Source organism: Streptomyces sp. NPDC046860 (assembly GCF_040645115.1).
Lineage (GTDB): Bacteria > Actinomycetota > Actinomycetes > Streptomycetales > Streptomycetaceae > Streptomyces.
On sequence record NZ_JBEYXQ010000001.1, the window covers coordinates 624,008 to 638,224 of the forward strand.

Annotated in this window: 11 protein-coding genes; 3 read left to right on the forward strand and 8 right to left on the reverse strand. The window is 70.4% G+C overall.

Annotation, left to right across the window (positions count from 1 at the left end):
* Nucleotides 1-63: 63 nt before the first annotated feature.
* The 8 genes from ABZ898_RS02740 to ABZ898_RS02775 all read right to left on the reverse strand — a co-directional run bounded on the left by ABZ898_RS02740 (nt 64) and on the right by ABZ898_RS02775 (nt 10,721).
* Nucleotides 64-645 carry an ATP/GTP-binding protein gene (locus tag ABZ898_RS02740; RefSeq protein WP_030793786.1) on the reverse strand — a complete coding sequence of 194 codons (582 nt, stop codon included), beginning with the start codon at nt 643-645 and terminating at the stop codon, nt 64-66.
* A complete protein-coding gene (locus ABZ898_RS02745) occupies nt 626-1,198 on the reverse strand; it encodes a DUF742 domain-containing protein (protein WP_361652002.1) in 573 nt (190 codons plus the stop codon). The genes ABZ898_RS02740 and ABZ898_RS02745 overlap by 20 nt, the downstream gene beginning before the upstream one ends.
* Before the next feature lie 94 nt (nt 1,199-1,292).
* On the reverse strand, nt 1,293-1,706 hold the full coding sequence (locus tag ABZ898_RS02750) for a roadblock/LC7 domain-containing protein (RefSeq protein ID WP_005479603.1): 414 nt from the start codon (nt 1,704-1,706) through the stop codon (nt 1,293-1,295).
* Between the two features lie 10 nt (nt 1,707-1,716).
* Complete coding sequence (locus ABZ898_RS02755) at nt 1,717-5,091, reverse strand: nitrate- and nitrite sensing domain-containing protein (RefSeq protein ID WP_361652005.1); 3,375 nt, start codon at nt 5,089-5,091, stop codon at nt 1,717-1,719.
* Between the two features lie 367 nt (nt 5,092-5,458).
* A complete protein-coding gene (locus ABZ898_RS02760) occupies nt 5,459-6,034 on the reverse strand; it encodes an ATP/GTP-binding protein (RefSeq protein ID WP_361652007.1) in 576 nt (191 codons plus the stop codon).
* The gene (locus ABZ898_RS02765; protein ID WP_161148836.1) at nt 6,015-6,413 is read right to left on the reverse strand and encodes a DUF742 domain-containing protein; all 399 of its coding nucleotides are present in this window, start codon (nt 6,411-6,413) and stop codon (nt 6,015-6,017) included. The genes ABZ898_RS02760 and ABZ898_RS02765 overlap by 20 nt, the downstream gene beginning before the upstream one ends.
* A gap of 111 nt (nt 6,414-6,524) precedes the next feature.
* Nucleotides 6,525-6,938, reverse strand: coding sequence for a roadblock/LC7 domain-containing protein (locus ABZ898_RS02770; RefSeq protein WP_020128762.1), 414 nt, complete (start codon nt 6,936-6,938; stop codon nt 6,525-6,527).
* Between the two features lie 9 nt (nt 6,939-6,947).
* The gene (locus ABZ898_RS02775; protein WP_361652010.1) at nt 6,948-10,721 is read right to left on the reverse strand and encodes a nitrate- and nitrite sensing domain-containing protein; all 3,774 of its coding nucleotides are present in this window, start codon (nt 10,719-10,721) and stop codon (nt 6,948-6,950) included.
* 585 nt (nt 10,722-11,306) lie between these two features.
* On the opposite strand from ABZ898_RS02775, the gene ABZ898_RS02780 reads away from it, so the two are divergent.
* From ABZ898_RS02780 to gltX, 3 genes are all read left to right on the forward strand, one after another.
* Nucleotides 11,307-11,501, forward strand: coding sequence for a hypothetical protein (locus ABZ898_RS02780; protein WP_361652012.1), 195 nt, complete (start codon nt 11,307-11,309; stop codon nt 11,499-11,501).
* 401 nt (nt 11,502-11,902) lie between these two features.
* Entirely contained in the window at nt 11,903-12,688 is a 786-nt protein-coding gene (locus ABZ898_RS02785) for a fumarylacetoacetate hydrolase family protein (RefSeq protein WP_361652014.1), read from the forward strand.
* On the forward strand, nt 12,681-14,165 hold the full coding sequence (gene gltX, locus ABZ898_RS02790; protein WP_361652016.1) for a glutamate--tRNA ligase: 1,485 nt from the start codon (nt 12,681-12,683) through the stop codon (nt 14,163-14,165). Before ABZ898_RS02785 ends, gltX begins: the two co-directional genes overlap by 8 nt.
* Nucleotides 14,166-14,217: the final 52 nt, after the last annotated feature.

Genomic DNA, 14,217 nt, shown 5'->3' on the forward strand with positions numbered 1-14,217 from the left:
GGGTACGACAAAGGGGCCCCTTCCGGTGGGGAAGGGGCCCCTTCGACGTGCCGAAGCGGAGTGTTACCGCAGCCGGGCCATCAGGGCGTGCTCGACCAGGGTGATCAGCGCGCTCTTGGCGTCCGCGCGGTGGCGGGCGTCCGTGGTGATGATGGGGGCGTCGGGCCCGATCTGGAGGGCCTCGCGGACCTCGTCGGGGTTGTAGGGCTGGTTGCCGTCGAAGCCGTTGAGGGCGATGACGAACGGGAGGCCCGAGTTCTCGAAGTAGTCGACCGCGGGGAAGCAGTCGGCCAGGCGCCGGGTGTCGACCAGCACGATGGCGCCGATGGCGCCGCGCACCAGGTCGTCCCACATGAACCAGAAGCGGTCCTGACCCGGCGTACCGAAGAGGTACAGGATCAGGTCCTGGTCCAGGGTGATACGGCCGAAGTCCATGGCCACCGTGGTGGTGGTCTTGTCCCCGGTGTGGGTGAGGTCGTCGATTCCCGCCGACGCGGACGTCATGACGGCCTCGGTACGCAGCGGGTTGATCTCCGAGACGGCCCCCACGAACGTGGTCTTGCCCACGCCGAAGCCGCCCGCCACCACGATCTTCGCGGAGGTGGTGGAGCGGGAAGGACCGCCGCTAGAGCTTGCGAAGTCCACTGAGCACCCTTTCGAGCAGTGTCACGTCTGGCTGGCCGCCGGCGTTCTCGTCGCCGCCGGGCTGATGGATGGCGACCAGGCCCGCCTCCGCCAAGTCGGCGACGAGAATCCTGGCCACGCCGAGGGGGATCGTCAGCAGGGCCGAGATCTCGGCCACCGACTTGATCTCCCGGCACAGGTTGCAGATCCGCTGATGCTCGGGCAACTGGCCCTGCATCTGGTGCGGAGATGCGGTGGTGTGCACCAGCGCCTCGATGGCGAGCTGGTAGCGCGGGCGGGTCCGGCCGCCGGTCATGGCGTACGGACGCACCAAGGGGTTGCTGGAGCCGGACGGGGCCGCCGAGGGCTCGGGGCGCCGCGGCGGCTGGACCGGCTGGATGCGCGGGGCCGAGGGCTGGTCGTACGCGCCGGGGCCGGGGCCCTGCGGTGCGTACGGCTGGCGGTGGTCCGGTCCGGAGGGAAAGTCGTACCCGTTCGCCGAGCCGTCGTTCTGTCCCTGTGCGGGACCGTACGACCAGTTGCCCGAAGACGGACCGCCTGGGGGTGTTGCCACTTTCTCCTCCTCCGACTGTGCCGGGCACCCATCGCTGTGGAGCCGCGTCCCGAAACCTTACGGCCCCGGGACGCGAACGCGCACCGTCCGCTGATTAGTTGAGAAGGCTGCCCTGGAGTTCCGCCCGGAGATCCGGGGTCAGGACCGTGCCCGCGCGGTCCACCAGAAGGGCCATCTCGTACCCGATGAGGCCGATGTCCGCCTCCGGGTGTGCCAGAACCGCCAGCGAGGAACCGTCGGATACGGACATGATGAAGAGGAATCCCCGCTCCATCTCCACAACCGTCTGATTCACGCTGCCCCCCTCGAAGATGCGGGAGGCGCCTGCCGTCAGAGACGTCAGACCGGATGCGACGGCCGCGAGCTGGTCGGCGCGGTCGCGCGGGAAGCCTTCGGACATCGCCAGAAGGAGTCCGTCGGCGGAGACCACCACGGTGTGGGACACACCCGGAGTGTTGTCCACGAAGTTGGTGATCAACCAGTTAAGGTTCTGTGCCGCCTGGCTCATCGGGCTCACACTAACGCTCCTGGTCGTAGGTGCTGTCAGGCCCACCGTGCTGATGGTTGGTGGCCTGGCCGTTCGTTTCACTGCCTGCGCTGCGTCCGCGCTGGACGCCTCGACGCAGGTTGCTCAGCCTGCCCCGGACATCCTCCGGGGCTCGGGAGACCTGTGGGCCCCCCTGAGGGGTGCTCTCGGCGGTGCCCTCGACCAGGTTGGCCTTGGGTACCCGCCGCGGCAGGCCGGAGGACGTGACCCCGCCCGCCTTGGGCTTGCGCAGCTGCGAAGCCTGCTGCCAGCGCTCGTCGTTCGCCGAACGCCAGTCGTCGGTGCCGCCCGTCGTCGCCGGGGCCGAGGCCTCCTGGCGGCCGTGCGGGGCGCCGTTCGCGCCGGCGGAGCCGTTCAGCCCGCCCGAACCGTTCATCTGGTTCGAGGTGAGACCGCTGGAACCCAGCCCGCCCGAACCGTTCACGTTCAGTCCGGTGGAGGAACCGCCCATGGGAGCCGCGCCGTTCGAGCCGCCGCGTCGGGGGAGACCCGAGTTGGTGACTCCGCCGGACGCGGGACCGGCGGCGGGACCGGCCGGGGCCGGACGCTCGAAGCCGCCCTGGCCGCCGGGACCGAGGTCACCGGGGCCCGCCTGCTGCGCCGGCTCCGACTCCGCAGCGTACTGCGCCGGGTAGCCGTTCTGGTAACCGTTCTGCTGGGGCCAGTCGTCCTGGAAGGACTGTCCCTCGTACGAGCCGCCGAAGGCGTCGCCCGCCTGGCCGTTCTGCCCCTGCGCGGGGTAACCGGCCTGCTGGTAGCCGTTGTTCGCGGCGAAACCGTCGTTCTGCGGCGCTGCGGCGTCCTGCCCGAAGTACTGCTCGTCGTAGGCGGGCCGCTGCTGCTCCTGGTACGCCTGCTGCTCCTGGAAGGCGTCCGCCTGCGGCTGTCGCTGCTGGGGGAAGCCGGAGCCGCCCTCCGGGTAGCCGCCGGGCGCCTGGTCGAAGCCGTCCTGGTAGCCGGGCTGTCCGCCCTCGACACCGTCCTGCGGACCGTGGGTCTGGGCCTCCAGGGCCGCCCGGCGCTCCTCGCGGACCAGAGAGCGGCCGACCGGGTCCAGACCGCGGATGTCGTCCGGCACCTCGTTGTAGCGGCTGTCGTCGAAGCCCAGCTCCGCCGCCGTGCGCATCGGCTCGGCCTGCGGCTGGGGGCTGAACGACTCACCGGCGAACTGCTGCTCCGGGATGATCTGCGAGACCGTGAATTCCTCGCGGTCGATCTGCGTCTCGCCGCCACCACCGTGGGTGATCGCGTCGGGCAGCATGACCAGGGAGGTCGTACCGGCCTGCTCGCCCGAGGGGCGGAGCTGGACACGGACGCCGTGCCGGTCGGACAGCCGGCCGACCACGAACAGACCCATGCGCTGCGAGATCGCGGCGTCCACGGTCGGCGGGTTCGCCAGCTTGTGGTTGATGTCCGCGAAGTCCTCGGCGGTGAGGCCGATGCCCTTGTCGTGGATCTCGATCATGACGCGGCCGTCGGGGAGACGGGTCGCGGTGACGCGGACCTTGGTCTGCGGGGAGGAGAACGTGGTGGCGTTCTCCAGCAGCTCGGCGAGCAGGTGCACGAGGTCGGTGACCGCGCGGCCGTGGATCTCGGCCTCCGGCACACCCGACAGCTCGATGCGCTCGTACTGCTCCACCTCGGAGGAGGCGGCGCGCAGGACGTCGACCAGCGGGACCGGCTGGTCCCAGCGGCGGCCCGGCTCCTCACCGGCGAGGACCAGCAGGTTCTCACCGTTGCGGCGCATACGGGTGGCCAGGTGGTCCAGCTTGAAGAGGTTCTCCAGCTGGTCCGGGTCGGCCTCGTTGTTCTCCAGGTCGGTGATGAGGGTCAACTGGCCCTCGATCAGCGACTGGTTGCGGCGCGACAGGTTGGTGAAGATCGCGTTGATGTTGCCCCGCAGCAGCGCCTGCTCGGAGGCGAGCCGGACCGCTTCGCGGTGGACCTGGTCGAAGGCGCGGGCGACCTCGCCGATCTCGTCCTTGGTGTGGATCGGGATCGGGGCGACCCGGGTGTCGACCCGGCCGGGGTCGGTACGGGAGAGCTGGTCGACCAGCATCGGCAGACGCTGCTCGGCGATGCCGAACGCGGCGTTGCGGAGCTGGCGCATCGACCGGCTCATCTGACGGGCGACCGTACCGGCCAGGATGAAGGCCAGCAGCAGGACCAGGACGACGGCGACACCGGTGATGATCGCGGAGTTGCGGGCGTCGTCGGCGATGTCGGAGGCGTCACTCACGGCCGTGCCGATCATGTCCGACTCGATGGAGCGGTACGCCTTGAACTTCAGCGTGGTGACCGCCCACCAGTTTGCGGGAGTGATGCCCTGAACGGCGAGCTGCTGCCGCTCCAGCGGGTCCGTCGAGTTGAGCTGGACGACCGCGGCGACCATCTTCTGCGGGTCTTCCGGCGGCGCCTTGTAGGAGGGGTCCTTCGACTTGGCCTCGGCGACCATCGCGGCACCCTGGTTCTGGATGTCGCGCTTCTCCTGCTCCAGCCGGTCCGCGTCGGCCTGGGTGCCACCGCCGAGGTACTCGCCTGCGGCGATGCCCTCCAGGTAGGCGTAGGAGGAGAGGGCCACCCGCTGGCTCGCCAGGTTCGGCGCGTCCGGACCGGGCTTGACCAGCATGTGCATGCCGATCGCGCGCTCCAGCGACAGCGCCGACTTCGTCAGCGAGATGGCGTACACGGTACGGCCGTAGGACGTGATGTTCCCCGTGCCCAGACCGAGTTCGTTCGCGAACTCCATGAGCGGGTGGGCGACCTTGACGTAACCCTCTTCGGTTCCCGCACCGGTGAACTTCGGGCCGTAGGCGCCCGCGCGCAGTTCCTGCAGGTAGGGCTCGGACTCGCGGAACAGCTTCAGCCGGCGCTCCAGGCCGGGCTTGGCCGGCATGTTCTGCGCGGCGCGGCTGAAGGCCGCGGCGGCCTGGTCGGTGCCCTTGCGGGCGGCGTCGACCATGGCCTTGTCCTGAGCCGTGGCCGCCTTGCCCTTGAGCAGGGGGGCGGCGCTGATGTCACGCTCGTTGTACAGCGCGTCGGCGTAGGAAAGGGACGCCTGCACCAGACGCGCGGTGTCCTTCGCGTCCTCGGCGTCCTGCCAGGTGTCGATCGAGTTCTTCACCTGGAAGCCGCCCATGATGAGCGCGACCAGCACAGGTATGAGCAGGATCGCGTTCAGCCTGGTCGGCACGCGCCAGTTGCGCGGTGAGAAGCGGCCCCCGCTGGACGCGGGAGCGGCCTCCGGCTCCGGTCCGGCCACCACTGGGGTGGGCGCCGCAGCGCGCGGCGGCGGGGTGAAGTTGCCCCGCGCCGACGGCTCGGGACCGTTCTTGCTTCGCCTCACTCGACCAACAACCTCTCGGCGGGTCGGCACCTGTCGTGCCGCAGTCTCTCAGAGCCCGGTTCCTCTTCGACCACTCAGTACGTCTTTGACCCCTGGGCAGTTCAGGCATTCCAGCACGCCGACCTGGGCAGTAACAAACGGGGGCGGTGTCGTTGTAAGCCGTAGATAAAACGGGTCATTACCGAGCGAGCCCCGCAAATGGCAAGGACTTTGTGAGCGCAGCGGCACCGGCCGACCGCGTCGCGTGGCGAAGCGCGGGATTTCCTCTGCCGAACTGTTATGAACACCGGAGCCGACCGTGTCTAAGGCCACAGCCGGCTCCGGGTGAGCTACGACAACTGCCTTACGGCAGATCGCACTTGGGGTCCTACCGCAGGCGTGCCATCAGTGCGTGCTCGACCAGGGTGATGAGCGCGCTCTTGGCGTCCGACCGGTGCCGGGCGTCCGTGGTGATGATCGGCGCGTCCGGTCCGATCTGGAGCGCCTCGCGGACCTCGTCGGGGTTGTAGGGCTGGTTGCCGTCGAAGCCGTTGAGCGCGACGACGAACGGAAGGCCCGAGTTCTCGAAGTAGTCCACGGCCGGGAAGCAGTCGGCGAGCCGGCGCGTGTCCACGAGCACCACCGCGCCGATGGCACCGCGGACCAGGTCGTCCCACATGAACCAGAAGCGGTCCTGACCCGGCGTACCGAAGAGGTACAGGATCAGGTCCTGGTCCAGGGTGATGCGGCCGAAGTCCATGGCGACGGTCGTCGTCGTCTTGTCCCCGGTGTGGGTGAGGTCGTCGATGCCCGCGGACGCGGACGTCATGACGGCCTCGGTGCGCAGGGGGTTGATCTCCGAGACGGCGCCCACGAACGTGGTCTTGCCCACGCCGAAGCCGCCCGCCACCACGATCTTGGCGGAGGTCGTGGCCCGCCCCGAGTCAGAGCTTGCGAAGTCCACTGAGCACCCTTTCGAGCAGCGTCACATCGGGAGCGCCGCCGTTGTTCTCGTCGCCGCCCGGCTGGTGAACGGCGACCATGCCGGCCTCGGCGAGGTCGGCCACCAGAATGCGGGCCACGCCGAGCGGCATGGCCAGGAGCGCGGAAACCTCCGCGACCGACTTGACCTCCCGGCAGAGGTGGCAGATGCGCTGGTGCTCCGGGAGCATTCCCATCAGCGCTGCCGGGTCGGCCGTGGTGCTGATCAGCGCCTCGATGGCGAGCTGGTAGCGCGGCCGGGTCCGGCCACCGGTCATCGCGTACGGACGTACCAGTGGCTGGTCGCCCTCATCGCCGTACGGTTCCGCGTACGGATCATGAGAGGCGGTGGGCGGGGTCATGAATCCTCCGGGCGGGACAGCAAGTTGGTCAGTCGTGCCGTCTGACAGGGCCGGTGGGGGGATTGTGGCGGCCGGACGGTTGTTTCGTGTGGTGGGTGGTGCGGGGACGGGTCAGTGGAGCAGACTGCCTTGTAGTTCGGCGCGCAGGTCCGGCGTGAGGACCGCGCCCGCGCGGTCGACGAGCAGGGTCATCTCGTAGCCGACGAGGCCGATGTCGCACTCGGGGTGCGCGAGGACCGCGAGGGAAGAGCCGTCCGAGACGGACATGAGGAACAAGAAGCCCCGTTCCATCTCGACGACGGTCTGCGCCACGCTGCCGCCCTCGAAGATCCGGGATGCCCCGGCCGTGAGAGAGGTCAGCCCGGAGGCGACCGCCGCGAGCTGGTCGGCGCGGTCGCGCGGGAAGCCTTCGGACATCGCCAGCAGAAGGCCGTCGGCGGAGACCACCACCGTGTGCGACACCCCTGGGGTGTTGTCCACGAAGTTGGTGATCAACCAGTTCAGGTTCTGTGCCGCCTGGCTCATCGGACTCAACTAACGCTCCTGCTGGTGAGTGGGGCTCGGGAAGCTGCCGGTCTGGCCGCCCCCGGCCTGACGGCCCTGAGCGATACCCCGACGGAGATTGGTCAGCCGGCCGCGTACGTCGTCAGGCGCACGGGAGACCTGCGGACCGCTGTGGTGCTGTTGCTGCTGTGCCGTGCCCGGGACGAGGTTCGCCTTGGGCACACGGCGCGGCAGACCGGAGGTGGTGACTCCGCCCGCCGCGGGCTGTCGTACGCGCTCCGCCTGCCGGACGAGTTCGTCGTTCGGGGAGGTGCGCCACGTGCCGGTGGTGGACGAGGACTGCTGCGGGGCGGGCGTGGGGGCCTGCGCCTGCGGCTGCTGAGGGGCCTGGGCCTGGGTCTGCTCCGCCTGCTGCTGCTCCTGCTGGAACCAGTTGGTCTCCAGCGTGTCGTACAGCGGGGTGCGGCCGTCGCCCGGCGTGCCGGCCGGAGCCGGCGGCAGGGCCCAGTTGTCGCCCTGGGGCTGACGGGCCTGCCGCTGCGGGGCGGCGGGACGCTGCTGCTCGAACTGGCCGGTGTGGGCCGGGTCCTGAGCGGGCCGGCCGCCGTTGTGCTGCTGCGCCGGACTGGCGGGCAGCGCGTGCTGGCCGGTGTTGCCGCCCTGGTACGCGTCGTAGCCCTGCTGGACCGGGAAGCGGCCGGTGTTCTGCTGAGCCTGCTGGCCCTGCGGTCCGCCGAACAGGTCGGGGCGGGTGTACTCGTCGCCGCCCTGCTGCTGGCGGCCGTAACCGCTCTGCTGGGCGCCGGGCTGCTGGTACTGGCCCATGTTCTGCTGGTCGTTCGCGCCGGGACGCTGGAACTGGCCCGTGTTCTGGGCACCGCCCGCACCCGGCCGGGCGAACTGACCGCCCTGCTGCTGTTCGCCGCCGTAAAGGTCCTGGCGGGGGAAGCCGCCCGTGGCGGACGGGTCGTGCGCGTCGACGCGGGGCATCTCGGCGGTGCCGCCCATGCCGTGCCGGTCGTCGATGCGCGGCATGCGCGAGGTCTGCGAGAGGTCCTGCTCGTCGTGACCGCGCGGCACGTCCAGCGAGGCACGCGACTGCGGGTTGCCGCCGGGCAGTTCGGCACGCGGGCCGCCGCGCGGCGGGAGCTGCGGCTGCCGCCCCTGCTCGCCGCCGGCACCGCCGCGCTGCTGCTGCGCGGGCCCGCGGCCGCCGAAGGCGTCCTGCTGCTGGCCGCCGGGGCTCGCGGTGTGCATGCCCTGCGGGGCACCCGGAGCCTGGCCGGCCGGGCCGCCCTGGCCGGCGCCCATGGGGGCGGTGCGGTTCTGCTGCTGGTTCTGCTGGAAGGCACCGGGACCCTGCGGGCCGCGGGCGCCACCGGGGCCGCCGGGGCGGCCGCCGTTCTGCCCGGTGCCGGGAAGCGCGGCACGCGGACCCTGGCCGGAGCCGACCTGGCCGCGCTGGCCGGGGCCGCCGGTCAGGCGTCCGCCACCGGCCGGGGCACCGCCGAGGGCACCGCCACCGCCACCGCCGCCGTTGTTCCGGCGAGCCGCCGCGGCACCGGCCGCGGCCTGCGCGGCGGCGGGACCGCCACCGGCGCCGGGGCCGTTGCCCTTGCCCGGAGCGGGCTTCTTGCCGCCCTGGGCGACATCGACGGGCAGCATGACCAGCGCGGTCGTACCACCGGAGTCGGACGGGCGGAGCTGGATGCGGATGCCGTGACGCTGCGACAGACGGCCGACCACGAACAGACCCATGCGGCGCGAGACCGACACGTCCACGGTGGGCGGCGCGGCGAGGCGCTCGTTGATCGCGGCGAGGTCCTCGGGGGAGAGGCCGATACCGGTGTCGTGGATCTCGATCAGCACGCGGCCGTCGGGCAGCGCGTGACCGGTGACCTTGACCTTGGTCTGCGGGGAGGAGAACGAGGTGGCGTTCTCCAGCAGCTCGGCGAGCAGGTGCACGAGGTCGTTGACGACGCGGCCGGCGACCTCGGTGGTGGGCACGGACGCCAGCTCGATGCGCTCGTACTGCTCCACCTCGGAGGCGGCGGCGCGGAGCACGTCGACCAGCGGGACCGGGCGGGTCCAGCGGCGGCCCGGCTCCTCACCGGCGAGGACGAGGAGGTTCTCGCCGTTACGGCGCATGCGGGTGGCGAGGTGGTCGAGCTTGAACAGCGAGGAGAGCTGGTCCGGGTCGGCCTCGCGGGACTCCAGTTCGGAGATGAGCGAGAGCTGACGCTGGATCAGGCCCTGGGAGCGGCGCGAGAGGTTGGTGAACATCGCGTTGACGTTGCCTCGCAGCAGCGCCTGCTCGGCGGCCAGACGGACCGCCTCGTGGTGCACCTCGTCGAAGGCCGCGGCCACCTGGCCGATCTCGTCCCGCGAGTGCACACCGACCGACTCCACGGAGGTGTCGACGTCCTGCGGGTCGGACTCGGAGAGCTGCTTGACCAGCTCGGGCAGACGGTCCTGGGCGACCTTGGTGGCGGTGTCCTGGAGCCGGCGCAGCGAGCGGATCATGGACCGGGCCACGACGAAGGCGCCGACCAGCGAGACGCCGAGCACGAGCAGGATCAGCACACCCGAGATGATCGCCTCCTGCTCGGAGGTCGCCTTCAGCTCGCGGGCCTTCTGCTCCATGCTGTCGAGCAGCTCGTGCTCGATCTTCTTCATCTGCTGGATCTTGGTGGAGCTGTCGTCCACCCAGTCCAGGTACGAACGCGCCTGCTGTCCCGCCAGACCGTCACGGGACTCGAAGACCCGCTTGGCGTAGAGGTCGGCCGCCTGGATCGTCGGGTTGTTCTCGTCGATGGGCTTGAGGATCTCCTCGGCGCCCTGGTTCGCGTAGACCTTGCGGAAGATGTTGAGCTCGGAGCCCTCGCTGTCGTACGCGGCCTCACCGTAGAGGCGGTCGTTGGTCGACAGGTCGCCCTTGGTGGCGTTGCTCGCGGGCAGGGCGGCCGCGATGACGGCTCGCTGCACCGACGCGTACTCCTTGGCCGTGGAGAACGCGGCCAGGGCGCGGGTGCGCTGGATCATCTCGGGGTTGCTGGACGCCTCGGCCATGTCCTGGGAGAGGTCGATCAGCTGGGTGATCAGCCGGTGGTACGCCTCGACGGTCTGCGTCGAGTTGCCCTCGGAGCCGTACGCGTCCCGGCGGATCTTGCCGAGGGCGTCGAGCTGGGAGACGAGGCCGACCAGGGTGTCGCGGACGCCCTGGAGGTTGCCGTCCTTGCTCGCCGCGTCGATCTGCTCGGCGGAGTCCTCGAAGGTCTTCTTCGCGTTGTCCGTCTTGTCGCGGTAGCCCTTGACCGTGTAGTCGGACGACTTGAGACCGTGCGCCAGGGGACCGGCGGACTGGTCGCGCTCCTCCTGGAGGGCGGCGGCCAGCTCGGTCGCGCGCTGGGTCATCTCGGTCAGCAGCTTCATGTTGTCGAGCTGCTTGATGTCGTCCATCGAGTCGCCGATGCGCAGGCCACCGAGCGTGGTGGCCGCGACGACCGGAAGCGCGAGCAGCGACACCAGGCGGGTGGAGATGCGCCAGTTGCGCAGCGCCATCCGGGAGCCGGTGCTGGGCGTGCTCTTCGCGGACTTCGCGCCCGGCGTCGCGGTCACGGAACCGGTCGGGCCCGCCGGAGCGGACGTGCCGGGGCGTCCTGCGCGCTCGCCGCCGTCACCGGCCGGTGCCTTGCCCGCGCCCGGGGCGTGCTGGTGCGAGGAGCCGCCGGCCTTGGGGGCAGTCCCGCCGTGCGGCTCCGGCTCGGCCGAAGCGCTGCCATCCCTCTTGAAACGTCCCTGCACTAGCGTCGCAACCTCTGGACCAGGCGCCCCTCCGGATGAACGGCGGGACACGGTGTCGGCGTCTGAAGGGCGCCCTGAATACGCCCCCCGTGTGGTCTTGAGTGACCGGCGCTGGATTCCCCCCTGTCTCACCGCCACTCGGCGCGGCGTCGCGCCCCCTGCGCCGGCTCGATCCTGCGGCGGTCCTCGGCATTCCAGCACAGTGCCGGATCTCCAACAAGGGACGGACCCCGAGCTGTGACCTACGTGACGGCGAGTGACGCCGGAGTCACGACGGGTCGAGGTGGATCACCCGTATAGGCGGGCAATTCCGGCGAGTCGATCGCCTGTGCGGGCCGTTCGGGCGGTGTCCCAGTCGCCATGATCAGGAGCGGAATGATGGGTTCAGATCCCCAATGTCCGTTTCATTACGGGGAGTCGAGGGTCGGGATTGACCCTTTTGCGTGGCGAACAGTGAGCAAACTCACACAGCGATCATGGGTGGTTCACGTCTGTGACGGGGATTCGCATGTTTAGCCTGACGCTTTACAGGATGGGCGGCTCTGCCCATTCCCACCCGATCGACGAGGCCACAGGACGACAACGGTGAAGACGACGATGATGTTCCAGACGACGGCGAACCCGCGGCGCACGACGCTGGCACACCTCAAGGACGTCGGCGAACTGCGGATCGCCGAGCTGCCCGAGCACCCCGCCGACCTCCCCGACCGCACCGCCAACCCCCGGCGCACCATCCTCATGGAGCTCCCGGCCTCCGCCGTGGTCGAGGCCGGCGTCTGAGCGCACCAGGCCCGCGCGAGCGCGGCCCGGCGGACCGTCCACCCGTGACGGCCCACCGGGCCGCGCTCGCTTTTCCCCCGCCCGCACCCGATATATGCGGCGGCCGAGCGATATCCCGCCCCTCCTGAATACCGGCCCGCGCCCACCACGCCGCCCGGCGGATTTCCCCGCACCGGCCTCCGGCAATAGCCGTGAATGCGCGGGCCCGCCCGCCACCGGCCGCCCGGCCCGCCAGGGCAAGGCCCCACAGCCCGCCGGGCGGCCGCCCGGGGCCCCGGAAACCCGTAATTAATGGCGTCCGCTATCCCGCGCCGGATAACCACCGGCCGAACACGGGGCGCGCGGACCGGTTAACCTGGGACGTCAGTACGCCGGTTCTCAGTGAGAGGCGCCAGAATCCCGTGCGCATCGCCAGGTTCTCCATCGACGGGAACGTAGCCTTCGGCGCGGTCGAGGGCGACAAGCAGGACGAGCTCGTCCTCGACATCATCAAGGGCATCCCCTTCGCCGACCACGAGCTGTCCGGCACCAAGGTGCCCCTCAGCAAGGTCAGGCTGCTCCCGCCGGTGCTCCCCAACAAGGTCGTGGCCTTCGGCCGCAACTACGCCGAGCACGCCAGGGAACTGGGCAGCGAGGTGCCCGACGTCCCGTTCGCCTTCTTCAAGCCCTCCACCTCGGTGATCGGCCCCGGCGACGAGATCCAGTACCCGTCCTTCACCAAGGAACTGCACTTCGAGGCCGAGCTGGCCGTCGTCATCGGCCGCATGTGCCGCGAGGTCCCGCGCGAGCGCGTCAAGGACGTCATCTTCGGCTACACCTGCGCCAACGACGTCACCGCCCGCGACGTGCAGCGCACCGAGAAGCAGTGGGCCCGCGCCAAGGGCTTCGACACCTCCTGCCCGCTCGGCCCGTGGGTGGAGACGGACATCGACCTCGCCCGCGCGAACGACCTGACCGTCCAGCTCACCCTGAACGGCGAACAGCGCCAGCTCGGGCGCACCAGCGAGATGGTCCACCCCATCGAGGACCTGATCGTCAACATCTCCGAGGCGATGACGCTGCTCCCCGGCGACGTCATCCTCACCGGCACTCCCGCGGGTGTCGGCTCCATGAGCGTCGGCGACGAGGTCGCCGTCACCATCGAAGGCATCGGCACTCTCACCAACAAGGTTGTCAAGCGTGGCTAGCGCACCCTCCTCAGCAGTCCGTGTCCGTTTCTGCCCGTCGCCCACCGGCAACCCCCATGTGGGCCTGGTGCGCACCGCCCTGTTCAACTGGGCGTTCGCCCGGCACAACCAGGGCACCCTGGTCTTCCGCATCGAGGACACCGACGCGGCCCGCGACTCCGAGGAGTCGTACGACCAGTTGCTGGACTCCATGCGCTGGCTCGGCTTCGACTGGGACGAGGGCCCCGAGGTCGGCGGCCCGCACGCGCCGTACCGCCAGTCGCAGCGGATGGACATCTACAAGGACGTCGCGAGCAAGCTCCTGGACGCCGGGCACGCCTACCGCTGCTACTGCTCCCAGGACGAGCTGGACACCCGCCGCGAGGCCGCCCGCGCCGCCGGCAAGCCCTCCGGCTACGACGGCCACTGCCGCGACCTGAGCGAGGCGCAGGCCGAGGAGTACAAGGCGCAGGGCCGCGAGCCGATCGTCCGCTTCCGGATGCCGGACGAGGCGATCACCTTCGACGACCTGGTGCGCGGCGAGATCACCTACCTTCCCGAGAACGTCCCGGACTACGGCATCGTGCGCGCCAACGGCGCCCCGCTGTACACCCTGGTCAACCCGGTCGACGACGCGCTGATGGACATCACCCACGTCCTGCGCGGCGAGGACCTGCTCTCCTCCACCCCGCGCCAGATCGCCCTGTACAAGGCGCTGATGGAGCTGGGCATCGCCCAGCGCATCCCGGCCTTCGGTCACCTGCCGTACGTGATGGGCGAGGGCAACAAGAAGCTCTCCAAGCGCGACCCCGAGTCGTCCCTCAACCTCTACCGCGAGCGCGGCTTCCTGCCCGAGGGTCTGCTCAACTACCTGTCCCTGCTGGGCTGGTCGTTCTCGGCGGACCAGGACATCTTCTCGATCGAGGAGATGGTCGCGGCCTTCGAGATCTCGGACGTGAACCCCAACCCGGCGCGCTTCGACCTGAAGAAGTGCGAGGCGATCAACGCCGACCACATCCGCCTGCTCGACGTGAAGGACTTCACCGAGCGCTGCGAGCCCTGGCTGAAGGCCCCCGTCGCCCCCTGGGCGCCCGGGGACTTCGACGAGGCGAAGTGGCAGGCGATCGCCCCGCACGCCCAGACCCGCCTCAAGGTGCTCTCCGAGATCACCGACAACGTCGACTTCCTGTTCCTGCCGGAGCCGGTCTTCGACGAGGCGAGCTGGACCAAGGCGATGAAGGAAGGCTCGGACGCGCTCCTGCGCACCGCCCGCGAGAAGCTCGCGGCCGCCGACTGGAGCTCGGCCGAATCCCTCAAGGACGCCGTCCTGGCCGCCGGCGAGGCCCACGGCCTCAAGCTCGGCAAGGCCCAGGCCCCGGTCCGCGTGGCGGTCACCGGCCGCACGGTGGGCCTGCCCCTGTTCGAGTCCCTTGAGGTGCTCGGCCAGGAGAAGACCCTCGCCCGCATCGACGCGGCCCTCGCGAGGCTCGCGGCGTAACGAAAGCCACACCGCCAGGGGCGGCATCCGGCCACCGGATGCCGCCCCTCGG